Annotated in this window: 15 protein-coding genes and 1 other RNA gene; 6 read left to right on the top strand and 10 right to left on the bottom strand. The window is 39.5% G+C overall.

Annotated features, from left to right (window positions below; all coding sequences use genetic code 11):
- Positions 1-6 precede the first annotated feature (6 nt).
- Positions 7-1,227: an NAD(P)-dependent oxidoreductase gene (locus tag H4O18_RS03480; RefSeq protein WP_187581725.1), complete on the bottom strand. Its 1,221-nt coding sequence runs from the start codon at positions 1,225-1,227 to the stop codon at positions 7-9.
- 477 nt (positions 1,228-1,704) lie between these two features.
- Between H4O18_RS03480 and ssrA the strand changes: the two genes are divergently transcribed.
- Positions 1,705-2,103, top strand: a transfer-messenger RNA (tmRNA) gene (gene ssrA / locus H4O18_RS03485).
- Between the two features lie 240 nt (positions 2,104-2,343).
- Here ssrA and H4O18_RS03490 read toward each other — a convergent pair.
- A complete protein-coding gene (locus H4O18_RS03490) occupies positions 2,344-2,754 on the bottom strand; it encodes a response regulator (protein WP_187581726.1) in 411 nt (136 codons plus the stop codon).
- A 413-nt stretch (positions 2,755-3,167) separates the two neighbouring features.
- Positions 3,168-5,591 carry a transglycosylase domain-containing protein gene (locus H4O18_RS03495; protein ID WP_246473956.1) on the bottom strand — a complete coding sequence of 808 codons (2,424 nt, stop codon included), beginning with the start codon at positions 5,589-5,591 and terminating at the stop codon, positions 3,168-3,170.
- 545 nt (positions 5,592-6,136) lie between these two features.
- On the opposite strand from H4O18_RS03495, the gene apaG reads away from it, so the two are divergent.
- A complete protein-coding gene (gene apaG, locus H4O18_RS03500; protein ID WP_187581727.1) occupies positions 6,137-6,523 on the top strand; it encodes a Co2+/Mg2+ efflux protein ApaG in 387 nt (128 codons plus the stop codon).
- 210 nt (positions 6,524-6,733) lie between these two features.
- Entirely contained in the window at positions 6,734-8,362 is a 1,629-nt protein-coding gene (gene pruA, locus H4O18_RS03505; protein WP_187581728.1) for an L-glutamate gamma-semialdehyde dehydrogenase, read from the top strand.
- Positions 8,363-8,483: 121 nt separating this feature from the next.
- On the opposite strand, the gene H4O18_RS03510 is transcribed toward pruA, so the two are convergent.
- The 5 genes from H4O18_RS03510 to rsmG form a co-directional block, all read right to left on the bottom strand.
- Positions 8,484-9,722, bottom strand: coding sequence for a multiheme c-type cytochrome (locus H4O18_RS03510; RefSeq protein ID WP_187581729.1), 1,239 nt, complete (start codon positions 9,720-9,722; stop codon positions 8,484-8,486).
- Positions 9,723-9,799: 77 nt separating this feature from the next.
- Entirely contained in the window at positions 9,800-13,108 is a 3,309-nt protein-coding gene (locus H4O18_RS03515; RefSeq protein ID WP_246473958.1) for a VCBS repeat-containing protein, read from the bottom strand.
- A 96-nt stretch (positions 13,109-13,204) separates the two neighbouring features.
- On the bottom strand, positions 13,205-15,073 hold the full coding sequence (locus tag H4O18_RS03520) for a RagB/SusD family nutrient uptake outer membrane protein (RefSeq protein WP_187581730.1): 1,869 nt from the start codon (positions 15,071-15,073) through the stop codon (positions 13,205-13,207).
- Positions 15,074-15,084: 11 nt separating this feature from the next.
- Complete coding sequence (locus H4O18_RS03525; protein WP_246473960.1) at positions 15,085-18,363, bottom strand: SusC/RagA family TonB-linked outer membrane protein; 3,279 nt, start codon at positions 18,361-18,363, stop codon at positions 15,085-15,087.
- An 816-nt stretch (positions 18,364-19,179) separates the two neighbouring features.
- Positions 19,180-19,815 (bottom strand): 16S rRNA (guanine(527)-N(7))-methyltransferase RsmG, encoded by a 636-nt coding sequence (gene rsmG, locus H4O18_RS03530; protein WP_187581731.1) that lies wholly within the window; start codon positions 19,813-19,815, stop codon positions 19,180-19,182.
- 117 nt (positions 19,816-19,932) lie between these two features.
- Here rsmG and H4O18_RS03535 point away from each other — a divergent pair, with 117 nt between their 5' ends.
- Both H4O18_RS03535 and H4O18_RS03540 read left to right on the top strand, forming a co-directional pair.
- Positions 19,933-21,036, top strand: coding sequence for a fatty acid desaturase family protein (locus H4O18_RS03535; protein ID WP_187581732.1), 1,104 nt, complete (start codon positions 19,933-19,935; stop codon positions 21,034-21,036).
- A gap of 14 nt (positions 21,037-21,050) precedes the next feature.
- Positions 21,051-22,235: a pyridoxal phosphate-dependent aminotransferase gene (locus H4O18_RS03540; protein ID WP_187581733.1), complete on the top strand. Its 1,185-nt coding sequence runs from the start codon at positions 21,051-21,053 to the stop codon at positions 22,233-22,235.
- 68 nt (positions 22,236-22,303) lie between these two features.
- On the opposite strand, the gene H4O18_RS03545 is transcribed toward H4O18_RS03540, so the two are convergent.
- On the bottom strand, positions 22,304-23,794 hold the full coding sequence (locus H4O18_RS03545; protein WP_187581734.1) for a TrkH family potassium uptake protein: 1,491 nt from the start codon (positions 23,792-23,794) through the stop codon (positions 22,304-22,306).
- A 1-nt stretch (position 23,795) separates the two neighbouring features.
- Entirely contained in the window at positions 23,796-25,145 is a 1,350-nt protein-coding gene (gene trkA, locus H4O18_RS03550) for a Trk system potassium transporter TrkA (protein ID WP_187581735.1), read from the bottom strand.
- A gap of 358 nt (positions 25,146-25,503) precedes the next feature.
- Here trkA and ubiE point away from each other — a divergent pair, with 358 nt between their 5' ends.
- Complete coding sequence (gene ubiE, locus H4O18_RS03555) at positions 25,504-26,232, top strand: bifunctional demethylmenaquinone methyltransferase/2-methoxy-6-polyprenyl-1,4-benzoquinol methylase UbiE (protein ID WP_187581736.1); 729 nt, start codon at positions 25,504-25,506, stop codon at positions 26,230-26,232.
- Positions 26,233-26,235: the final 3 nt, after the last annotated feature.

The following is a 26,235-nucleotide window of genomic DNA, read 5'->3' on the forward strand; positions in this document are numbered from 1 at the left end:
TAATGTTTACCGCCTACTGATTGCTGTCCCCCCATCTACATAACCCTGTAGATAGGAATATCTCTTGGTTAGTTTTCCGTTTTTGGTCATTCTGGCCCTTTCCAAAACGCCATCTTTGTCCCCATTAAAAAAAGCAGGGATTACATTTTTCACAAAGGCATCGCCAAAACCAACACTGGCATCACGTGGTAATTCGCAGGGTAAATTATCCACGGCCATTACTGCAATGGCTTTCGGATCCTTAAAATCTATTTCAGACTCCGTAATGGGATCGTATCCATAAATTGGTTCTGCTATTGTGCTTGGTCTGATAGTCGTGGCGACGGGGCCATTGATATCACAGCTAACATCGGCTACGACCTTTATTCCAAAATTGGGATGTCTGGCATCCTCTCGGGTAAAAAGATAAGGCGCACCGTCTCCATAAAAATGCCCGGCAATATAAAAATCCGTTACTTCGGCAAAACGAAAGAAATTGGACTTGTATTCCTCTGGATGAGCAAAAAAATCAGCCTTATTCCCTCTTACTCCATCCTTGCGCCTGTTATATTCAGAGGCGTCTATCTGGCAATAGACAGGTTCCTGAAAGGTCTCGGTTAGGTAATCGGAGACGTTAACTTTCTTGATATCCATTGCATCCAACATTTCTTTGGCACCATTGCCAACCCTTCCCCTACCCGTCAAGAGTATTTTAATGTTGGGGAGTTTTAGCTTTATTAGCTCCGATATCAAAGCTTGCTGGTCTGCCAATGTTTCCGCTTTTGGCAGTTGATACAAATCAAATTTAAGTCCATACGTCCTAATACCATTGTAAGCACCAACAATTCCGGCATACCTTCCAAATGCTACCAAACGCTGTCGTTTGGAATTGGTAATTACTTCGTGATCATACAATTCAATATTCTTGTCCAAAACAGCTTTAAGCAAATTTCTATTATAGTGCTGCTTTTTAATGGTATGGGAAAAAAAGAAGTATTGTTTATTGGGAATCAAATGATCTATGGGCACTTCCTTAACACCAATAAGCACATCGCATTTTTCCATTTCCGCTGCCACCTGTAGGCCCTTTGCCTCATATTCCTTATCACTAAAAACCCTAATAGGAGAAGGCTCCACTATTATTTCTGCCTCCTTGAATTTAGTAAGAACCTTTACACAAGCATCCGGTGTTAGGACCACCCGGCGGTCGGGTGGATTTTTTCGCTCCCTAATAATCCCAAATTTCATAATGATTTATATTTGTAACATTATTAAACTGTATAGTTGTAAATGTAACAAATGACAAGTTGACAAGCAAAACTTTTTTTGGAATAGTTTTTGGAGTACCTTTGGCGACCGCGTTAGGGATAGAGGCGGCATCTTTTTTGATTTTCCCTGAACCGTGTTCGGGAAAAAATCAAAAAAATATAGCCGAAAGCCCGACCTTTTTTTGATACCTACAAGGTTTTCAAAACCTTGCAGGAGAAAAAAGGGAACGCCCAAGAATAGATTATAGAGTTCATTGAAAAAAAAGATGAGAGAATATTTCTGCCGTTGGCGGAATTTTATTCAACGAAATAATATTCCGCTGCTAGCGGAATCAAACCTGACTTTATCCTACGATTAGGCAGGTTGGATAAAATATCCCGCCAACGGCGGGATTCAACTTGCCTGCCGGCAGGCAGGTTCGATTACGGTACGCCCAGGCGTACCTATCTCATTGAAGGGGCCGACTGGTTTTGACAGCGAGACCAATTGGAATGTAAGCATGCCGAGCGCTGGGCTACAGCTCGTTAATCTCATTTTCCACACTTTTTAATTGGCGAAAATAATTACGCTCTTGCCGCTTAATCCGAATCATAGTAGGATTTAGCCTCGTCCCTACAAGGTAGGGAAGCGAGATGTTTCTGGGAAGCCCTTGTTGACGGCGTCCCTATCAGAAGCACCATCAAAGTCACCATAAGGGTAGTGAAGTTTCGGCACTATCACCAAAACTTAAGAAGATAAGTGTGTATTAGGCTGTTTCTAGTCAGGTGCACATCGAAAATCAATTAGAAACTAAGCATGTAGAAGGCATTGTAATTGCTTGTTTGGACGGGAGTTCGATTCTCCCCGGCTCCACGATTAATCACAGTTATTCTGTGGATCAAAACTTTAAAAACCCAACAAGTTTACTTGATTGGGTTTTGTTGTTTTTAGATATCTGGCCTGAAAAGTCAGGCAGTTTTACTTGCAGTACGATAACCATTAGGGAAAACCGAAGGTAATCCCTCGGAAAAAGTAAGTTAGGTCTATGGGCTTCGAAGGCCAGCACGCCGGCTCATACCCCGCTTAAGCAAAAGTAAACTACCTTACTTTTACGTTTTAAGCTGCGCCCTCCGTCTCAATGGTCTCGAACAGATCAGAAAGAATGGAATCGGACAATGGCTTTACTATAAAGTCTTTTACTACATCATAGGTATGGGCCTTTTCAATGTCCTGGTTATCTATTGAAGAGCTCACTATATACACCCTAGGTTTATTCTCTAGGGGTAATTTTACAAATTCATCCAGGAATTCCCATCCATCCATAATGGGCATATTTAAATCAAGGAAAATGACATCAGGCAATTGTTCCCCACCTTTAACCATTGCAGTGAGATTTTCCAAAGCCTCCTTTCCGTCCTCATGAACAATCACTGAGGAACCAAAACAGCTGTTGTAGTTTAATAAAACTTTTGTCCCATAAACAAAAATGGGATCATCATCAATAATGCATACTGTCTCAATCTTCATAACCTTAAAAAGTGTAAAAAGACACAAACAAATCGCCTGCCAACTATTTTCTGGATATGATTAAGGTGAATAATGTACAACCTACAATACCTATGGAAATATTGCTAAAGATTTGGTAGTCCTTATTTGGGTAAGTCTATAATTTTAAAAAGTAATATTTTTCCTATAATTTATATTTCTACAAATGTAAGAAAAAATTGTTAATGAAAATGAAATTTTATAATTCTAACTATCTAAATTCCAATGGATCAACAACCATCCAAATGGAATTTGTACGTTATTTAAGATATTTGAGTGTTTAAGAAAGGTACAAGATGTCCGTTTGGCCATTATGTTTATCATTAACAATAATTTTTTAATCTATTAAATCGCAGATTATTATACAAACAGAAAATCAAATTCATAAAATCATTTTATTGGTTGACCTCAGTTTTGGAAGTATTCAACTCTATTGAAAGGCTATCCTTAACAATAGAATCAAACGCTATTTGCCCGGGTACAATCCCTTGGACCGAATCGATTGTGATAGGTGCATCTACCAATACAGCAAGCGTATCCCTTACCCGTAATTCCTGTAAATAGATAGAATCTGTCTGGGCAAATTCATAAGCCTCTTTGGCATTCAATTCTACAAATGGCCTACAAGGAAAGTAATCAAAACCATACTCAAAATTGCTGAGTAGCGGTCGTTTCCAGTAACTTAAATTTTTAAATATGGATGCCACAATGGGCAGGGCTGTATTGGAACCAGATCCCATACTCGTGGTGGCAAACTGCACCCGTTTATCGAAGGTGCCTACCCAGGAGCCAACAACGAGCTCAGGGGAACAGCCTATGAACCAACCATCCCCATTATTTTGGGTAGTTCCCGTTTTACCAATAAGGTTATAAGGAATTTCATAACCCAATAATCGAGAACCAGTACCTTCCTTAATAACACCCTCCATCATTTTTTGTATGGCTTTAATATTTTCGGTACTCGCCACCCGCCCTTCATATATCGGCTTGGCTTCATACAAAATATTACCTTGTTCATCTTCTATGCGATCAATGGCATAGGGTTTTATTTTATTCCCCCCATTGGAAATACTGGCATATGCGGTTACCATTTCCAATAAGCTGATATCTGCAGTCCCCAGCACAATGGAAGGCACATTGGGAAGCTCCGATTCTATTCCCATCTTTTTTGCCTGTTCCAATACCCTCTCAGTTCCCGTCTTCAGCTGAAGGGTAACGGAAACCGTATTCACGGAATTCGCCAAAGCACCATACATACTATAACTACCTCCATACCTATTATTGGAATTTCGAGGTCTCCAATCTTCATACTTTGAATATGTAACAAGATTGTTGTCATAATAATTACAGGGTTCCTCCCCTGCCTGCAAGGCCGCCAAATAGGTAATTGGCTTAAATGTAGAACCCACCTGCCTAGGCGTGGTAACATTGTCTATTTGACTAAATCCATAATCGATTCCGCCTACATATCCCATTATCCTGCCAGAGACACTACTAACAGCAATAACCCCGGCATGCAACCTATTTATACTTTTTGCAATGGAGTCTTCCAATGACTGCATTTGATCTTCATACCCCTTGCCGATCACCCAGTATTTTCTATTTCGCTTATCCTTAACAAACGCTTCTATTTCAGCTTCCGTTTTTCCACTTTGACGCATTTGTCGTACTTGATTATTTTGGTCTACCAATTTTTTCAATAACACCTCCTTGCCCCCTTCGGTAGTCGCCGAAGCCCAATAGGTATCCATAAGTTTCTGCAGATTGTCCGCTTGGCGCTGCAGGGCAGATTCTGCATACTTCTGTATGTTGGTATTTAAGGTAGTATATATGGATAGGCCGTCTGCCTCCAAATCGTAAATATGACCATCGGGCGACGGGTTTTCTGCTGCCCAAACCGCAAATTCCGCAGCTACATAATCCTTGAAATAAGCAGAAAAAGACGAAACTTTTTTTGGAGTCTGATAATCCACCTTCATTGGAATCTGGGCCTCGGTGAAAGTTTCTTCCGTTATATAATTGTATTTAAGCATTTGGGAAAGAACCACATTTCGTCTTTGCTCGGCCCTTTCCGGAAACCTCCTTGGATTATAATAGGATGGCGCCTTTAACAGGCCAACCAAGGTTGCGCTTTCTGGCAATGTCAATTCTTCAGGAGGCTTGTTAAAAAAACGAGAGGATGCCTTTTCTATCCCATAAACATTTTCGCCAAAGGAAACGGTATTGAAATACAGCAAAATGATATCCTCCTTATCATAAATACTTTCCAGTCTTCCGGCTATAAATATTTCCCTAATTTTATTAATTGGGGTAGAAAGAAAAAACTGTTCTTCCCTTCCAAACAAATTTTTAGCCACCTGTTGGGTAATAGTACTTCCGCCTCCTGCATTTTGCTGAAGTATGATCGACTTTATCAATACCCTTGCATAACTTTGGTAATCTATTCCCCCATGTTCATAGAAACGAACATCTTCTGTGGCAACGAGTGCCTGTTTAAGGGACGACCCTATTTGTGAACTATCAGCATTAGATCTGTTTTGAAGATAATAATACCCAATAGGCTCTTTATTGGAAGCATAAATGGTAGAGGTAACCGGATTTTTCAAACTTTTTAAATAGGCTTTGGTCGGTAATTTGCCAAAAGCACCCATATAGATGACCAAAAAAAGTAAAAACAGACTAAATAATCCAGCTATTGCGGCAAAAAATAATGATTTGAAAGGATGTTCCCGGACATAGACCAACACCTTTGTCAACCTTCTCCGGCTTGTCGCCAAAACATTCTTTACTCCTTTCAATACCATATTAACTTTTCTCAAATTTCAGTAATTATAATTCGATTATAAATAAAAATAAGTCAATATTCACTAACCTGCGCTCTTTTGATTATAAATAAATTTTGCCGTAGTTAATAAATAATCCATTGAAATCAATCCAACTGCTTTAAGGAAATTATAGGGCAGGTCCTGAGAGTTTCCAAAAAGTCTGACGGCCAACCTCTTCAGTCAACAATACTCTTTCCAACAGTGTCCAAGGAAGAAATGTTTAGACTTACATCAGAAAAAAATATAATTACACCGATCATATCAATATTAACTTTTTAAATTGGCTCTTCTTACTTATCTTGCTGACTAATTGTTTTTTAGAGGTAATGTTTTGATTCATAAAAGAATTGCAATTTTAAGATAATTTGCGAAATTTGCTATTTATCTTTGCAAAACAGTATGGAAATCCTCTGGGGCAAGGTAAATTGATAATCCTAGTTGAATACGTATTTTCGAATATTGTATTTTATGTTTAGGCCAGTACTATAAGAAGTATAGTTTTAGATAGGTAGTTTATTTACATTTTAGAATCCAATCTTATGATAACACAGGTAACTAAAGGCATTAAAATATCGGTGAACACCAGTTTTGAAGGAACTTTCTTCAAGAATTATAAGATGCATTTTGCTTTCGGCTATACCATTACCATAGAAAACCAAAGTAAGGATTCTGTTCAATTGACATCTCGCCATTGGCAGATTTACGATTCCCTAAATGAATTGGAAGTGTTGGATGGAGAAGGGGTAATTGGCAAAAAGCCGGTAATTAAGCCTGGTGAATCGCACACCTACAGTTCCGGGTGCCTATTGGCTTCCACTATTGGAGCTATGAAGGGCCATTATAACATGGTAAGCATAAATAATTCGGATAAGTTCAGGGTTTATATCCCAACATTTAAATTTAGCGCTCCGTTCGCCTTAAATTAGAATTCATAAATTACTTAGTTTTTCTCTATTTTCCTTGATATTCTTTCATGGAAAAAACTGCATATTGCATAAATTATAAGCAATAATGAATCTGTTGATTTTACATTTACAGTGCCATGTCCAAAAACTAAATTCACTTAATACTTCTTTTTATTATCGCAGATGCATTTAGTACCTTTGCCGTGAATTTGAACTTAAAAATAAAATATCATGGGCAAAGGATTTTTTCAAGTCCCCACGGCATATAACGAACCTATTAAAAGTTATGCCCCTGGCTCTCCTGAGCGGGAAGAAGTACTAAAGCAATACAGTGCCTATTTCAATGGCCACACCGACGTTGCAATGTATATTGGAGGGAAGGATGTAAAAACGGGAAACACCAAACCTATTTCTCCTCCACATGACCATAAGCACATAGTAGGCCAATATCATACTGCCAAGAAGGAAGATGTAACCCATGCCATTGCCAACGCATTGGAAGCAAGGGAACATTGGGCAAATTTGGAATGGGAACAACGCGCTGCCATTTTCCTAAAGGCCGCTGAGTTGATTTCTGGACCTTATAGGGCGAAAATTAATGCTGCAACGATGATTGCGCAATCAAAAAATATACATCAGGCCGAGATCGATGCAGCATGTGAACTTATAGATTTCCTTCGATTCAATGTGGAATACATGTCCCAGATTTACGAGGAGCAACCGGATTCTGCCGAAGGTATTTGGAATAGAGTGGAATACCGTCCTTTAGAAGGCTTTATCTATGCCATTACTCCTTTCAATTTTACAGCTATTGCAGGAAATCTTCCGGCCAGTGCGGCAATGATGGGAAATGTGGTACTATGGAAACCAAGTGACAGCCAAGTCTTTTCTGCAAAAGTAATAGTGGATATCTTTAAGGAAGCAGGACTTCCCGATGGCGTTATCAATGTAGTTTACGGAGATCCCGTGATGATTACTAAAGAAGCTTTGAGCAGCCCTGATTTTGCAGGAATCCATTATACGGGATCTACCCACGTCTTCAAGGAATTATGGAAACAGATCGGAAACAATATCCATATCTACAAAACCTATCCTAGGATTGTTGGCGAAACAGGAGGCAAGGATTTCATTATTGCCCATCCTACCGCTAATCCTAAGCAGGTAGCTACAGCTATTGTGAGAGGTGCCTTCGAATTCCAAGGTCAGAAATGTAGTGCTGCCTCAAGAGTCTACCTTCCAAAATCCATTTCAAAAGAAATATTGGATTTTGTTAAATCGGATGTGGAATCGTTCAACAAACCAGGCTCCCCTGAGGACATGAGCAATTTTATTACGGCCGTTATTCACGAAGGTTCTTTTGACAAGCTGGCCAAATATATCGACCAGGCCAGAAAAAACAAAAATGCAGAAATTTATGCAGGTGGTAATTACGACAAATCCAAAGGTTATTTTGTAGAGCCTACGGTCATAGTAACGACCGATCCAAAATATACTACCATGGAAACCGAGCTTTTCGGACCCGTGGTTACCATTTATGTTTATGAGGACAAGGATTGGTCCAAAACACTTAAATTGGTAGATAGCACCTCTGAATATGCTCTTACTGGTGCTGTTCTTTCAGGTGATCGTTATGCTATTGCGGAAGCAACAAAAGCATTACAGAACTGTGCCGGCAATTTTTATATCAACGATAAACCAACAGGTGCTGTCGTAGGGCAACAACCATTTGGTGGGGCAAGGGCATCAGGCACCAACGATAAGGCCGGATCGGCCCAAAACCTATTGCGCTGGGTATCACCTAGATTGATCAAAGAAACCTTTGTTACTCCTGTAGATTACAGATATCCGTTTTTGGGTTAGAAGAATTCGTTTATAATTTCAAAGCCCGTATTTACATTGTAAATACGGGCTTTTTTTTTTGCAAACTCATGAATTAAAGATATTTAAGCCTTAAACTACTTCAGAGCTATCTTTATTTTAATCAATTACGCCATTGATCCTTTTCATAGATGGCGATTAAATGAGTTCTTATATTAAATGAGGTTTCAAGACTATCCTTAGTTAATTGTACCATCATAGCCTGGGAAGGGGTGGTGGGCATATGACACGTAATACAATCATTTGCCATTATATCACTGTTATCGGTTTTATTGTAACAAGCCGTTGCTCTATCCCTGTGACAGCCTATGCATTTACCATTAAAGTTGGCAGTATTTCCCCTCTCCTTCCTATGGGGATCATGACAGGTACTACAGTCCATTGTTGCCGTTTGCTTAAAACATTCGCTCCTTGCAAGCAGCCCATATTGATTTCCATGGACATCTAAGCTTATCTCCTTATCTGTATCGTCCGCATTTTGGGAAAAACGACTCAAATCCTCGCCCGGAAAGTAAGAGAATGAACCTCCCTTTAATATTACATTTCTTAAACCAGAATGGCATTGGGCACAAAGATCTAAACGCTGTTGTCGCGAAAGGTCCTCGATTTTTAAGGTAAATTTAGACTCAGTTGCTTCGGGATTCCCCCTGTGATACCCAACATGCTTAGCAGACGGACCATGGCAGCGTTCACAATCTATTCCATAAATCATCTGCGTCTTGTCAAAACGGTTTCCATTGGGAGACGCCTCCACACTTTTAGCATAAGTGATATGGCATTTGAGACAGGCATCCCGTATAGGTCTCGGCTCATCGTAATAGGTAGGATATCCTGGACTGTTCACCCAGCTGTCCGTAGGGGTGTAATAGGAAGCCTGTAATTGATATAAATCGTCCTTATCCCAAGTGAGATAGGACTGTCCCCTTACCCCGGATCCAATTACAATATCAAATTTTGAAGGTGGAATCTCTGTACTCCTATTTTTAATCCTGGTATGTTGATAAAAATCTTCTCCGTCCGACCTCATTATAAACTCCACGGTCTCAAGGTCCAATATATTGGAACCTTCCTTGAAACTTCCCTTAATATTGGATGAATCCACTATGGCTCCACTATTAAAATGTGCCGTCTTTAAATGCGAGCTGTAAATATCGGCATGGCACTCCATACAAGTTTCAGAACCTACAAAATGCTCCCCGTTGTCATGGGTCGCCACCACCTCCGGATTGTAATAATCCGATTCCATTTTTCCATTTTTACAATGATATGCCAAGGTAGCCAGGCCCAAAAACATGAATATTACAAGGGTATTCTTAAAAACCTTTTTATTGATTACAGCCATATAGACCCTTATACTTTTTTGCGTACCAAATTAAACCCAACACAGCCTGTGTTGGGTTTAATTTTAAAGTATGCTTATTAATTCACCTTTATCATCTGCATAAAATCATCATTTTTGGCCACCAAAATATGCTTTTCGCCTTTTACGGTTATCAGTTCCATTCCCCGAACATCACCCACAATTTTTAAACCTGATTCCATCATGGATTTAGGAATAAAATTTCCACTACCGTCGCCTTGGAGGTAAAGGCCAAAACTGGAATCGTTCCTAGGGGTTTCCACCTCGCTATTATACAAGTTACCCGCCAAAACAATATCTAAATTACCATCTTTATTGAGGTCGTCTACTACAAATTTATTTATACTGGATATCTGTGCCATCTGTGGCATTTGCCTTGCCGTAAACTTTCCATTATTGTTCTCCAAGTAAATACTGGCAAAAGAGTTAATTTCATAACTCAGTGATTCCTCCAACATTTTATTGGTATAAATTTGATTTAATGTTGCGCTTGCGAATGAATTATAATCCTGGAACTTCAACTTTATTGCAGGCATTTGTTGGGAGGAGCATTGTCGTCCCCGTACCGGAAATTCAGTTTCCCCTTTTTTATAACTCAAAACAATATCGGAAGTTTCATTGCTATCAAAATCATTCAAATACACTTTAAATGGCGAGTTTTCACTGGCTTGATACTTATAATTTTTACCCAGATTACCTACTACTAAATCCTGGTCTCCATCCTTGTCAAAGTCTCCCTTTTCAACCGAGAACCACCAGCCTGAGGTATTGCCTTGTAATAGTTGGTCAGAGACATCTTCAAAAACACCTTTTACATTCTTAAAGAATTTAATCGGCATCCACTCCCCTACAATTACCAAGTCTTCCCAGCCATCATTATCAAAATCGACCCAACTGGAGGAGGTTACAAGCCCTAAAGATTTTACTCCAGGAAGCACTTTTTCCGTAACATCCACAAATTTAACACCCTCCGGAGTGCTTACATTTTCCAAAATATAAGAATCTGCCGGATAGGGGTATTTTTTAGGAACAAGCCTACCACCAATAAATAGATCCAAATCCCCGTCCTTATCAAAATCAGAGGCAGAAACGTTTAAACCACTTATTTTGGTATCCGGAATGGCCTCCTTATTGCGTTGGAATTTATTATTCCCCAAATTCTCATAAAAGCGATCTTCGTATCCCAAGGAATTGGGTTTAAACTCGTTTCCTCCACTGGCTATATAAAAGTCGTTATCCCCATCATTGTCCGCATCAAATATTAATATCCCCAAATCTTCATAGTACTTATCACTAGCCAAGTCTGGAATAACCAATTCTGAAAAATCGCCCTCATCATCCTGTATATACACTGATACCGGCTGCCCTACAGCGCCCCCAACAATATAATCGTCCAAGCCATCTCCATTTATATCCCCAGTGGCCAATGATGGGCCCAATGTAGAATTCTTGTGGGGCAATAACACCTCCACTTCAAAATCGTTAAATATGTTTTCATTGTGCTTAAATATATCCTGGGTATCAATGGTTTCGAATAGCTTTACAGACTTATTCCTGGATTTAACGGAACTAACCAACTTGGTAGCATCATAGTTTATCGTAAGCCTTTGATTCGCCTTTATCTGATCAAGCTTAGTGGTTGAACCATTGGGCCAGGCCACCAAGACGCTATCTACCTGCTGTACAGCTCCAAGGCCAAAATGAAGTAATGGGGAAACGGAGGACAAATAACCTCTAACGGTATTATACTCCTGAACCTGTAACCCATCTGATGTATAAAGGGAAACCTTACTTCCATTGGGCAAAACCTTTCCTTGCCCCTTAAGTTCCAAGGTCAATTGGTTACTGCCAGTAGAGTTGTTCCGATAAATACTTGCCGTATCCTCTAGATTACTGATAACCAGATCTAGATCCCCATCATTATCCAAGTCGGAATAGGCTACGCCATTGGAGAATGTTTTTTCCTCAAAGCCCCATTCTTCGGTTTTCTTGGTAAAGGTTAGGTCCCTGTTGTTCTGAAACATATAGTTGCTCAATTTCTCCGACGGCAACTCTTCAAGATACTTTAACAGTTCAACTTCTTCTTCCTTGTTTTTGTAATTGGGATCTTTTTCCATCTTATTAAAAAACTCCCTATACTTAGCATAAAAATCTTTGTTATTGACATCTCTGCGGATTCCATTGGTAACAAAGAGATCCTTCCATCCATCATTGTCAAAATCGGCCATTAGAGCTCCCCAGCTCCAATCCGTGGAGGAAACCCCGGCCAAGCGGGAGACATTACTGAACAAAGGAAGCTCTCCCTCATCATTTCCATTATTCATTTGAAGGGAATTTTGCATGTATTGATGGTGTAAGCCTACATTTACGGACTTATAAAACGCAGCGGGGTCCATGGAGGACATATTGGCCTTAGATCGGAAGTTGTCCTCGGCGGACATATCCAATTGAAAAATATCCATAAGACCATCGTTGTTGAAATCAGCTATATCAGCGCCCATCCCAAAAAAGGAGATTTGCTGTAAACTGGTATTGATCTGATTGGTAAAGGTCCCATCCTGATTGTTTATAAATAGAAAATCCGGTGCATTAAAATCATTGGAAACAAATATATCCGTGTAACCATCATTATTAACATCCGAGGCCACAACTCCAAGACTAAGACCAAAGGAGCTTAAACCTGCCTCTACGGTGACATCTGTAAAATGTCCGCCATCATTGCGATAGAGCCTATCCGAATCCTTTATTTCATGATTATCCAACATATACTGATAGTACTCCACTGGGGCCGTAAAACTGGTCGGTGGATAATTAATTACGTACAAATCCAGATCACCATCCTTGTCATAATCAAAAAAGGTAGACTGCATACTTATGCCGTCACAGTCTATGCCGTATTCCGCAGCTTTTTCTGTAAACGTATTATCTTGGTTATTAATGTAGAGCACATTATTGTTGGGTCCATTTTTTCCACCCACGGAGCAATAGATATCCAAAAATCCATCCTGATTAATATCCACGAAAGTAGTTCCGGAATACCAACGCTCATCACCTGTAATTCCAGAACTTTCGGAAATATCCTCAAATTTTAGATCACCTTTGTTCAAATAGAGTTTATTGGCCACCATATTGCCGGTAAAAAAGATATCCTCCAAACCATCATTGTTCACATCTCCAATAGAAACGCCGCCCCCCAAATACATATAAGGATAAGTAAAGTAGTTATACTTATGGGTTTCTGTGAGTTTATTTTTAAAGTCGACTCCAGTTGTCGTAGCATCAAGTTTGGAAAATAATTGGGTTGACTTTGGTTCACATGATAATAATGACAGTGCCAAAAAAATAAAATAACTAAATCTTTGCATCATAAATCGGTATTGACATAACATCCCTAAAATAAGAATAACCCCGCACATAAGCGCTAAGGGTTATTCAATTTAAATGTTAATTAATATTTTTAATTATTAATAGCCTGGATTCTGGATTATAGAAGGATCTTTATCTATTTCCTCTTGTTTTATAGGCATAAAATAAACATGGTCTTGCCAAACTCTATTTTCGAAAACAATATTTGTTGGTCTATACTCATAATCAAAAAGTGAGGTATCCTTTCTATAGTCTGCTACAGTAGTACCTGGTTTTTGCGTGGCCTGAATCAATATTTGCTGTACCTGTTTGTTCAAGGACTGTGGACCTTCCAACCATCGTTTCATATCAAATAGCCTAGCATCTTCATTGACCAATTCCTTATCACGTTCCCTTTTGTAAAGTTCCAACAGCGCAGAACCAGATGCCGTGACTGCTGGCAGACCATTTCTAAAGCGGAGTTTGTTCAACCAGGTAATGGCTTCCCCTTCGTCATTGGTATTGATATTGGCCTCCACATAATTCAATAAGACCTCTGTATATCTAATGTACGGAGCATCCACTTTTTGAAGGTCATTGGGCCAAGAGGCCGGCTGATTTGGATCAACGAATTTCCTAAAATAATAACCAGTTCTGGAACCGTTCCAATCCTCAATAGGACCTTGACGCGTATCAACACCATTTATAATAGTACCATCGGACAAGGTATAGAACCCGGTCTGGATTTCATTGAATTTATCAAATTTCACAACATCATCGGTCCTTTGCTTCCATGCTCCTCCATCATAAAGGAAGGTAGAATAAAAACGAGCCTCACGATTGTCGTAGGGCGCCGCTGCATGTGCAGGATTGTCCCAGTCGAACTTGGTACCATCTGCAAAATCATATTTGGAAACCAAGGCTTCGGTAGGCGTAGTTCCTGCCCATTCGTGGTAACCGTTGGGACCGTGGTACAAGGCTACCATACCAGGGCCCTGTGACCATCCATCTCCTCCAGGATACGTTCTGGAACCAAATCCAAATTCCTCTACCAATCTTCCCCAAATAAAATCTTGGTTCTGGTCTCCTTGCAGCCAAATATCTTCATAGTTCTGAATAGCCTCCTCCTGAGAAGCCGGCGCTGTATAATCCAATTTATAACCAGTAGTGGCATCCAACAATGTTTTGGAAGCAGCCTTCGCAGCTTCCCATCTCTGTAATTGGGAACCACTGGTCCATCCTATCAATTCAGGATTGCTATAGGATGCAATAGTGGATACACTTGAAGCTTTTGAAGGCTCATACAAATCACTGGCAACATGGGTCAACACCCTGGATTTCATGGCCAAAGCAGTAATTTTATCCGCTCTAGCAGGATCTCTAGGTGCTTCTTCCAACAAATCTATGGCACGATCCAAATCGGATAAAATCTGGCTAACGGTTTCGGCAAAAGTAGCTCGTGGATTATTGGCCTCGCTATCCAAGGTCAAAGGTTCGGTCAACAATACTACCCCCCCAAATTGTCTCATTAATTGGGTGTAATAATAGCCTCTCATAAAATAAGCTTCCCCGAGTAAACGATTCACTAAAGCAGCATCCATTTCAGCCTCATTAATGGTAAGTTTCTGGATAGCAATATTAGCACTTCGTATGAACGGGTATAATTGAGGCCAACTAAACCATTGCATGTCCATAAAATTACCTGCAGGGTTCATTTTACCCTCAGTATAGCCATCTACACCCCTACCTGGGTGTGTAAAAACGGCCTGATCGGTAAAGGCATCCGTAGTTTCTTCACGGGTAAGCGTACCCGCCCACGTTCCTTGATACAAATCCAAAACTGCTGCCTCCGCAAGTTTAACATCTGTCCAAACACTCGCATCCCCAACCTCGGTCAGCGGAGTGGTCTCCAAAAAATCTTCATTACACGCTAGCACAAGAAAGCCAAAAAGCAACAGGGCAGCATTTCTAAATATATTCTTTTTCATTTCAGTATTTTTTAAAATGTTATTTGAAATCCAACATTGATAGTCTTCAGCATTGGGTATATTCCACCATTGGCTGTCCGTCCACCACTGACTCCCTGGGTTCCAGCGTCCTGACCAGCACCATTATTCGCAAGATCCGAGTTACTAACTTGAACAACTTCAGGATCAAATGGGAAATCGGTGAATGTCAATAAGTTAGTGCCTGAAACTGAAATACGCAAGCTTTTTGCTCCAAATTGTCCAATTATTTCCTCGTCCAAGCTATAGCCTAGTTCCAAAGTTTTTAAACGTACGTAGTTTCTTTTAAGAAGATATGCATCTGTTTGTCCAGAATACCATTGATCGCCCCTATCAGCCAATCTAGGTTTTGGTGCGTCCAAATTATCTAGTGACCAAGCGCGATCACGAACTTCACGTTGTACGTTGGCAAGGGTACCGGACATAAAACTCCACTCGTAGTTACTGTAACCACCGGCTGCCCCTGACCAATACATACTGAAATCAATATTCTTATAGTTTAGAGCAGTATTGAACCCAAATTGAGTATCCGCAAAGGCACTACCTCCTACACGGGTCTTATCCTCCGGACCAATCTTACCGTCACCGCTGATATCCACTACTCGCGCATCTCCCGGCTTCAACTGGGAAGTGACACCACTGTAATCCAAGGATTCAGCATCAATTTCGGCTTGTGTACGAAAAACGCCATCAAATCTATATAAAAGCGGTCTTCCTATTTCGCCTCCGGTTTCACGTTGCCATGGGCGGTCCGCCAATGCCGGTTCATCAAAAAACAACAGTTTATTGCTAGAATCACTAAAATTAAACGTTAGATTATAACTAAAACCTGAATCATTTCCTCCTTGAACACCAGCACTTATTTCATAACCTTTGTTCTCAAATTCTCCAATATTAACTGCAGGAGCAGCAATACCACTATATTCCGGCAATGTTTTCAAAGGGGTCGTCAAAATATCTGCTCGTGTGTTTCTATAATAATCAAAACCAATTGTCAAATGATTATTCAATATACGCAAGTCAAAACCAACATTTCGCGAAGTAGCGGTCTCCCATGAAACATCGGGGTTTGCTACCTTACTTTCGTATGCCGTAGTTACAACCGGACCTAAACCAGTAGCCGACAATTCGTAAGTTGAGATATACTGGAAGGCATTAACATTATCGTTACCCAATTCCCCATAAGAACCTCTCAATTTCAAGAAATTGATAAAAGGCAAGCCTTTTTGAAAGAAAGGCTCTTCAGAAACAACCCAACCTGCAGATACACCGGGGAAAAACCCAAAACGGTTATCCTTAGCAAAAAGATAAGAACCGTCATATCTAAATAGGAATTCCAATAAATATTTCTGCTTATAGGCATAGTTTAAACGACCATAATAGTTAAGACGTGCGGTTTCATATCCATTACCAAAACTATTCTGTCCTTCACTACCCCCTAAGTCCAATTGTGCAAGATCACTGGAAAGAAAAAACCTTCTGAAGGCCCCAAAGTAACTTTGTTCGGATTCTTCACGGGTTATACCGCCCAATAATTTAACATCATGGTTGCCAAATTCCTTGGAATATTGAGCATTAAAACTTGCGGTAACATCGGTCAATGTTGTATGTTGCTGGTTCAAACTTGGATCACCAGGACCACGTTGGGCGGCGGTTAAACCAGAAGAGTTTCTATTTACCCCATCCCACGTATAAAGTGTCCAGGGCCGATCCCATTGTTTATAATCAAAATTCATTTTGTCATAAGAAACGTTACCTCTAAACTCCAATCCATCTACCCCTGGAACTTTATAGGTCAGCCCAATATTACTTTGAACGTAATTTGTATTTCTATCAATATAACCAGGTCCATCGGTAACCCTAACTGCCGGGTTATTTCCGTTTTCGATATCCGGACCTAATTCACCGCTCGGCCAGAAGGCTGGGAACCAAGGATATTGCCTCACCAAATCATCAAAAATGGAATTGGCCCCCCTTGTATTTGAATAATTATTTTCCTGTCTAGAATAAAGCCCAACGTCCATACTTAAAGACTTGCTTATTTTAGCATCCAGATTCAGCCTCAAATCAAATTGCTGATACCCCTTTGGGGCATTTCTAAAGTTAACATCTTGTCTTAAGTGACCTAAAGAAGCAAGATACCTAACATTGTCCGTTCCCCCAGAAACTTGTAGGTTCTGGCGCTGAATAGGTGCACCCCTCGTAGTTACTTCCTTCATCCAGTCGGTATCCGGATACTGCCATGGGTCATTGCCCGCAGCTGTCTGTTGGATTCGATCGTTGGTAAAAGTTGGATTCACGGTCTCGCCATTATCAGATCTAACATATGGTGCACCTCTACCAGCATGCGCCGCATTCCATTCCGAGGTTGGTAATTTATACACGTTAAGTACGTTTACCAAATCCATGTATTCAGCTCCTTTCAACATTTCTGGTGTTGAAGTGAAACTTTGCAAACCGTAAGTTGTATTTATCTTAACAACTGGCGCACCGATCTTACCACGTTTGGTAGTAACCAGGATAACCCCGTTCGCTGCCCTTGCTCCATAAATGGCGGCTGAAGCATCTTTAAGAACCGAGATACTTTCAATATCGGCTGGGTTGATCCTTGTAATACCCCCAGCTCTATCAGGGATACCATCAACAACAACCAAGGCCGAAGAGTTATTAAAAGTATTGGTACCACGCACCCTAATGGCGGGTGAATCAGCACCAGGGGTAGCCTGTCCAGTATCAATAAATAAACCAGCTACCTTTCCGGCCAATGCAGCTCCTAAGTTAGGAGAAGAAGATTTTTCCAGTTCATCACCACCTACACTTGATACCGATCCTGTTAAAGTTGCCTTTTTCTGGGTACCATACCCTACAACAACAACTTCTTCCAACTGGCTTGCATCCTCTTCCAAAGTAATACTTACCGTGGATCGACCACTAACAGCTACTTCCTGCGTTTTATAACCTATATAACTAAATATAAGCGTTGCATTATTATCTACACCCGATAAGGTATAGTTACCGTCAAAATCGGTTTGGGTTCCGTTGGTGGTCCCTTTGACCACAATACTAGCGCCAGGCAGAGGGCCGTTGGCATCAGAAACAACCCCAGAAATGGTTTGTTGAACCGATACAGAATTAATAGTTTCGGTTTTAAGACTTGCGAATGCCTGTACACTGCAAAATGCCATGGCAAACATCAAAACCGAAAGCTTCATTGTGAGCTTCCTTTTTTGAATGATTTCTGTTTGGACAGAAAACCAGGTTTTTTTCTTCATAATGTCAAATGTTAAGTTAGTTAGTTAGCGAAAAGCGGCACTTTACAGTACATCAACATATTTACTTTTAGAAATTGGTACGTAGAACTCCCCAAACAATCTTTTTATTGATTCCCTAAATCAAAGTAATATCCAAAAATGTTCGTGGAAATTTTTCTATTCCAAATCGAATAATAAAATTAAAACCCTCCTACTCCAACTTTAATTCTATTTCAAAATATTGATAACCGTAAGAATAACGCTTACATAGCAAATATATAAATTTTGCTAAACTTCTGTTAAGATATGTGAATTAATTGTTAACAAAAAACATAAACTGTTAAAAAAGCCATACTGAAATTAACAAATTCGCATTTAACATAAAACCCACAAACCCCTTAAAATCTTAAAGATGGCAATGAATTGACTCTAGTTGACCTACACCTGAACAGGTGAAAAACGAAAATAAAATTAAGTGGTACTGGAGAGATGTTAAAAATAAAAAAGAAGCTACAGAAACTAAATAATGTCAACTTTCCAGAAAACATCCAACAATCTACAAAACAGCGTTATCAATTGTTAAAGCAGGGTAAAATAAAGAGGTGAAAACCTTTTATTTACGTATTTTCACAATATTAATGTAAACTTAACGTTAATTTATTGTAAATTTATAGTCAAAATAAAGTTAACCCTAAATTATAACGTCATGAAAGAAAGTCTTGAAAAAAACACTCCTAAAGAAGCTAAAGCCTTTTCGTTGAAAAATTTGCCAAAATACATAAGGACCTATGCCAAAACGTGTAGAGAGTCTTATTACCATATGTTAAGCCTATAAACTTAACCTTTGAATTTTACCGGCAGGTAAACCAATTTTTTGGTTTCAAAAAAGTCCTCTTCAAACATTTCCGAAAGATTATATATCTGAACGGTACGGTAATCCTTTAATTCCTCCTCCAAATCACCCCCCTTTAAATAAAGGATTCCGTTCTTGAGCTCGTGTTCCGATTTCTTTTTTATTTTACCTTTCACCCAATGGGTAAAAGTGGGCATAGCGGCCACTGCCCTACTGACGATAAAATCGAACTGATCATTAATTTCTTCCACTCTGGAGTTAATGGCAGTGACATTGGTAATTTCCAGACCCTCCACAACTTCCTTTACCACTTTTATCTTTTTACCGATGGCATCGACCAAGGTAAAATGGGTCTCGGGAAAGAAAATAGCCAGGGGAATGCCAGGAAAGCCTCCTCCAGTGCCCACATCCAACACTTTTGCCCCAGGATTAAATTTGTGAAATTTGGCTATTGCCAGTGAATGTAGTACGTGCCGAAGATACAATTCATCTATATCTTTTCTGGAAACCACATTTATCTTTAGATTCCAATCCCGGTACAGATCTTGCAACTTTTCAAATTGCTGTTTCTGCAAATCTGTTAATTCGGGAAAATATTTACAAATAATTGTATAGTCCATAATCTTTCGTTAAATTTTTGGCAAAAATAGTACTTTAATAGGCATGGCCTAAGTTTTAACAAAGCAGTTATACTTAATTTGGGCTCGAATTGCCGTATATTTACAAAAAATTAAATCATGGACAACAAACCCATAAGATTTTCAAGAAAAGACTCTGCACAATTCTTCAAAACCCTCAATAAGCGCGTTAATGATTATTTCAAGGAGAACGACCTAAAAAAAACAGGGAATTGGAAATTGCACTTAAAGACAGCCGTAATGTTTGCCCTATTTTTGGCACCCTATTTTCTAATATTGACCTTAGGACTCCCAAATTGGGCCAATTTGTTATTGACCATCACCATGGGTGTTGGTATGGCCGGAGTTGGCATGAATGTAATGCATGATGGAAACCACGGTTCCTATTCCAATAAAAAGTGGGTTAACAAACTTATGGGGGGAAGTATTTATATCCTTGCCGGAAACGTTTACAATTGGCAGGTTCAGCACAATGTATTGCACCATACCTACACGAATATTCACGAGCATGATGAAGATTTGGAAGCAGGCAGGATATTAAGGTTTTCCAAACATGCCAAATGGCACAAATTCCATAAATTCCAACATTTTTATTCCATTCTTCTTTACGGTCTTCTAACTTTTAATTGGGCCATTACAACCGATTTTCAACAAATGTATCGCTATACCAAAAGAAAATTAGCTTATGGAAAATTCCCCAACCCCTTCATGAACTGGAGTATGTTGGTCGTTACCAAGCTTATTTATATTACCATTTGGATTATTGTACCAATGGTATTTTTAGATATCGCCTGGTGGAAAATTCTTATAGGATTCTTTATAATGCACTATGTTGCCGGTGTTATTTTGAGCGTGGTATTCCAGTTGGCGCACGTGGTAGATGAAGCGGAAACCCCTTTACCTGAAAAAGACGGTACCATGAAAAATACCTGGGCAATACACCAATTGTTCACGACCGTTAATTTTGGCACTAAAAACCGTATAGTAAACTGGTTTACAGGAGGCTTAAACCATCAAGTGGAACATCATATTTTCCCCAACATAAGCCATATACATTACACAAAAATTGCCAAAATTGTTAAAGAGACAGCAAATGAGTTTAATTTGCCATACAACGAATATAAAACTACAAGAAAAGCTATAATTTCGCACTTCAAACATCTAAAAGAATTGGGCAAAAAACCCACATTACAATATCAGTAAATTATAATAGAAAAATGAAGAACCATTTATCCGATAGGATCAACTCCATGTCCACCTCGGCCACACTGGCTATGGCCGCTAAAGCCAGGGAATTAAAAAGCGAAGGCAAAGATATCATTGGTTTAAGTCTAGGGGAACCTGACTTTAACATACCGGATTTTATCAAAGAAGCTGCCAAACAAGCAATAGACCAAAATTATAGCAGCTACTCCCCTGTGGATGGTTATGCCGATTTAAAGCAGTCCATTGCCAATAAATTTAAAAGGGACAATGGCCTTACTTATGGCCTAAACCAGATTGTAGTATCTACAGGTGCAAAACAATCCTTGGCAAATATTGCTATGGTAATGCTCAACGATGGGGATGAAGTTATTTTACCAGCTCCATATTGGGTAAGCTACAGCGATATTGTAAAATTGGCCGAAGGTGTACCCGTGGAAGTTCCTACGAGTATCGACACCGATTTTAAAATGACTCCAGAACAATTGGAGAAGGCCATTACACCAAAAACCAAAATGATTTGGTTCAGTTCTCCCTGTAATCCAAGTGGATCTGTCTACAATCAGGAGGAATTGGAAGGTCTGGCCACAGTTTTGAGAAAACATCCAAACATTTTTATTGTTTCCGATGAAATATATGAGCATATCAATTTTATTGGTGGCCATGTAAGTATTGCCAATATTGATGGAATGTACGACCGTACCATTACAGTGAACGGAGTTTCCAAAGCATTTGCAATGACTGGATGGCGTATTGGTTACATTGGGGGTCCAGAATGGATTGCCAAGGCATGTAACAAGTTCCAAGGACAGATTACCAGTGGCGCCAATGCAATTGCCCAACGCGCTACAATAGCTGCTCTTGATGCTCCTATTTCTTCCATTAAGTTCATGATCGATGAATTCCACAAAAGACGTGATCTAGTATTGGAATTATTGGGTGAAATAAAAGGATTTAACCTTAACGTACCAGAGGGAGCATTTTACGTATTCCCTGATATCTCCAGCTTTTTTGGAAAAACACTTAACGGGACCTTAATCAATAATGCATCTGATTTTGCACTATACCTTTTGGAAAAGGCAAATGTAGCTACTGTTACAGGTGAAGCCTTTGGAAATGCCAATTGTATTCGTATTTCCTATGCGGCCTCCGAAAAAGAATTGAGAGAAGCCATTGCCAGAATAAAGGCTGTTGTATAAAACACACTTTAATCTTAAAAAAAATGGACGCCCAATCGGCGTCCATTTTTTTTTATGTTTTTGATATTCTAAATACGTTTCCAGAAATATGGCGTTAACAAAATCAACACCGTAAATAGTTCCAATCTACCCAAGAGCATTAGAAACCCGCACCACCATTTACCCAATGCCGGAAGACTATTAAAATTGGCCAAAGGATTTAAGGTACCTAAGGCCGGGCCTACATTCCCCAAGGAAGAAGCGGCCCCTCCAACAGCACTTTCAAAGTCCAACCCCAGCGCACCAAGCACCAAGGATCCAATTATAAAAAGCAACATATAGAGCACAAAGAATGCGATGATATTGTATACAATATTTTCCTGTACTGTCTTATTGTTATACCTAACAGGAATAATGGCATTGGTATGCAGGGTACGTTTAAATTCCAACAAACCATTCTTAATAATAAGCAAATGCCTCATTACCTTGATACCACCAGCGGTAGAACCAGCCGAGCCACCAAGAAAAAACAGCCCAAAAAAGAATATGGTTAAAAAGGGGGTCCAGGAAGTAAAATCGGCCGTTACAAACCCTGTGGTAGTAATTACGGAAACCACTTGAAACAAGGTATGCCTAAAAGCGCTTTCCCACTCTCCAAAAACCATGGGATGAAAATCGGACACCTGCACATTGGCCTGAAAATAGACCACTAAACTCGCAACTATGGTAAAACAAACTATAAAAATGGAGTAGAATTTAAATTCCTCGTCCATTATCACTTTTTGCACCCTTCCCTTAAAGGCATAATAACTTAGCACAAAATTGCTTCCCGCCAAAAACATGAATAGAATCACAATGTACTGTATTAAAGGTTGGTCGTTCCAATAGGCCATACTGGCATTCTTGGTAGAAAAACCTCCAGTGGACAAGGTTGCCAAGGAATGATTTATTGCATCAAAAAAAGACATTCCAGCAAGTTTCAATAATAAGGTCTCGGCCACCGTATAACTAAAGTAAATCAACCATAGTCTTTTAGCCGTATCCGTAATCCTAGGATGCAATTTATCTCCACTTGGTCCAGGAGCCTCCGCCGCAAACAACTGCATTCCACCTATTCCCAAAAGGGGCAATATGGCAATAGCAAGTACTATAATCCCCATTCCACCAATCCAGTGTGTTAGACTTCTCCACAAAAGAATCCCTTCCGGCAAAGCTTCTATATCATCTACTATTGAAGCGCCAGTGGTTGTATAACCAGACATGGTTTCAAAAAAAGCATTGGTAATATCCGGAATAGCTCCGGAAAAGAGATAGGGCAACATACCTGAAGCGGACATGACCAACCATCCAAAGGTAACAATGATGTACCCCTCCTTGCGTTTTACCTCCTTTTTGTGATTGCGGGTATAAAACATGGCCAAAACACCTACCAGCATCGTAACTATGGCAGCCAGGGTAATGTCCAAAGTAGCGCCGTCATCGTAAATTCCACTGACCACTGCAGCCAAAATCATAAAAAAACCATTGCAAAGCAATAGCAATCCCATGAGGTGAATGATAATTTTAGAATTTAAACCCATACTATAGGAATAGCTTTTCAATTTTTGGAATAGCACTTGGCAAACAACATACCACTACCCTATCACCTTCAGTAATCTTAAATCCTCCAAGAGCTATGATCCCTTGATTATCCCGGATTACACCTCCAATAGTAGCTTCCCTAGGAAATTCGAGCTCCCTAATTATTTGCCCGTTCACTTGGGACGTAGGCTTAACAATGAATTCCAAAATCTCCGCATTTAAATTATTCAATCTGGTCATCGCAACTATTTCACCTTTACGGATATGCCTGAAGATATTATTCGCGGCCAATAGTTTTTTATTTAGCAAGGTATCTATACCAATGGAATGAGACAATTGAAAATAATCCATGTTTTCCACTAAGGCAATTGTCTTTTTAACATTCTTGGACTTGGCCACCAAGCAAGACATAATATTCGTTTCCGAATTTCCGGTAACAGCAACAAAAGCATCCATTGCCTCCAGATTTTCCTCTTCCAGCAATTCTACATTTCGTCCATCACCATTAATGATAAGGGCACTCGGTAGTTCATCGGCCAAATCGAAGGCCTTTTCTTTATTTTTCTCTATAAGCTTTACATTGAACTTATTTCTACAGAGATCGCGAGCCGTTTTATAGCCCACCTTACTACCTCCAAGTATCATAACGTTTTTAATCTCCTTTTTCTCTTTGCCGGTGAGCTTATAAAGTTCATCCAACCCCTCTTTGGCAGTTATAAAATAAACCTGATCATTTTCTTTAAAAACGGTATCTCCCCTAGGCACAATGGTATATTGAGTACCCATCCTTTGAATTGCAATGGGCATAAAGTGTAGTTCAGAAAATATTTTTGCCGCTTCTTTAACCGTCTTCCCCACAAAAGGTGCGGTTTTGGGCAAGGAAACACCCACCATTATCAACAGACCTTCCTCGAATTCGTAGGTATTATTAAATGCGGATTGATTTAATAGAAGCTGTATTTCAGTAGCCGCCAAAGCCTCCGGTGAAATAAGCTCATCGATACCCAAATCCGAAAATCTTATGGCTTCTTTATTATGGATAAACTCGGCATTGGATATACGGGCTATTGTTCGCTTACAACCCAATTGTTTGGCCAACATACACAAGGTAATATTGGTAGTCTCGGAAGAAGTTACACCAATTACCAGGTCTGATTTCTCTACCTGGGCATCCTTTAAAATGGCAATTGACGTGGCATCTCCCCTAAGTACCCTAATATCTAAATGGCTATCTGCATATGATAAACTGTCTTTATTACAATCTATCAACGTAATATCCTGAGATTCGTACGACAATAATTTAGCCAAATGAAAACCTACTTCACCTGCTCCTGCAATAATAATTTTCATCTGTTATATAAATTGTTTTTCATCAACCTAAGTGCATAATAATTAATGGTTGGTCCGGTGTTGTTATAATGTTGCACCCTCCGTCACCTACATTTAATTAAAATGGAAACTACATCTGTTTATTTGTATACCTTCCTTTATGATTTGGTATTAAATCCATTTTGCTTAAAAAGTACAGAAGCTTGTTAAGGCCAATTTCAAATAAAATCTGAATATAAGCGGCACAAAATTACACAATTAAATTGGGTTGTATTCCAAAACATGGAAGTTAAAACAAATAAGAGGTCGGTGCTTATTGTAAAAAAATAGAAGTATAACTTTATGTCTATATAGTATCTTTACCAAAAATATACTGATTATGGATAAGAAGGTAACCCCGTATAAAGATTCAACGCTAGGCAAAAAGGAACAGGTAACAAAAATGTTCGATACTATTTCCGGAAATTATGATGGATTGAACAGGGTAATATCTTTTGGAATAGACATTAAATGGAGAAAGCGTGTTGTATCCATAGTTTCCGAAAAACATCCCACAAAAATATTGGACATCGCTACCGGTACGGGGGATTTAGCCATTAATATGACCAAAACAGGTGCTAAGGAAATTATTGGCTTGGACATTTCTCCCGGCATGTTGGAAGTTGGTAAAAGAAAAATCGCTGAAAAAAATTTGCATGGAATTATTAAAATGATAGTGGGCGACAGTGAAAATCTGCCATTCGAAGCCAATTCCTTTGATGCAATTACCGTTGCCTTTGGCGTTCGGAATTTTGAAAATCTAGAAAAAGGCCTGTCCGAAATATATAGGGTATTAAAACCTGGCGGTTCCTTTGTAGTTCTGGAAACCTCCATCCCCACAAAAACACCCTTTAAACAAGGCTATAAATTTTATACTAAATTTATCCTGCCGGCCATTGGGAAGTTATTCTCCAAGGACCGTAGCGCCTATGCTTATTTATCGGAATCCGCAGCTGCCTTTCCACATGGGGAGGCCTTCAACAATATTTTGAATAAAATTGGGTTTATAGGTATAGACAATAGACCACAAACATTTGGGGTTGCCTCCATTTATGTAGCTACAAAGTAAAAT

It is taken from the genome of Arenibacter arenosicollis, from assembly GCF_014397245.1.
Lineage (GTDB): Bacteria > Bacteroidota > Bacteroidia > Flavobacteriales > Flavobacteriaceae > Arenibacter > Arenibacter arenosicollis.